The 478-nt window shown below is 39.1% G+C and carries 1 protein-coding gene; it reads right to left on the bottom strand.

The features are described from left to right. The coding region (locus EL17_RS22365; protein ID WP_035080082.1) for a transposase at positions 1 to 395 on the bottom strand (395 nt) is incomplete at its 3' end. Positions 396 to 478: the final 83 nt, after the last annotated feature.

Below are 478 nucleotides of genomic sequence, written 5' to 3'. Positions count from 1 at the left end.
TTTGTAACCCCAATTTTGAATCCACGAATGATCGACCCTATGGTTTTGGATGGGGATGCAAAAGGGACTGGGTTGGATTCCCTCCGTAGGGGCGAAAAATTTTTCGCCCCTACGGAGGGAATCTTTTCAATTCCGTTTAAGGGCATTAGTTCAATTATACCATGGATATGGTTGGGCATGACCACATATTCGTGCAGGATTACGTGGGGGAAATGTTTGGGGATTTCCAACCAACATTCGGTGGCTGTTTTTCCTGCTATGTTTAAGTCCATGGATCCTGACGAAATTCTGCCAAATAAATGTTCCCTTTGAAAAGTACATATGGTCAGGAAATAAAATCCAGGATTGGAATAATCAAATCCTGTCAGTCTGGTCGATTGTCTGTTTTTTTTCATGAAGAAAATTGTAATTAAAAAATTTGGTGGTCTCTTGTGGTAAAAAGGTATGTTAAAATAATGAATTTGAGAGAGATATACAA

Origin of the sequence: Anditalea andensis (assembly GCF_000714815.1) — a bacterium.
Taxonomy (GTDB): Bacteria; Bacteroidota; Bacteroidia; order Cytophagales; family Cyclobacteriaceae; genus Anditalea; species Anditalea andensis.
This window is presented reverse-complemented; position numbering and strand designations above follow the sequence as displayed.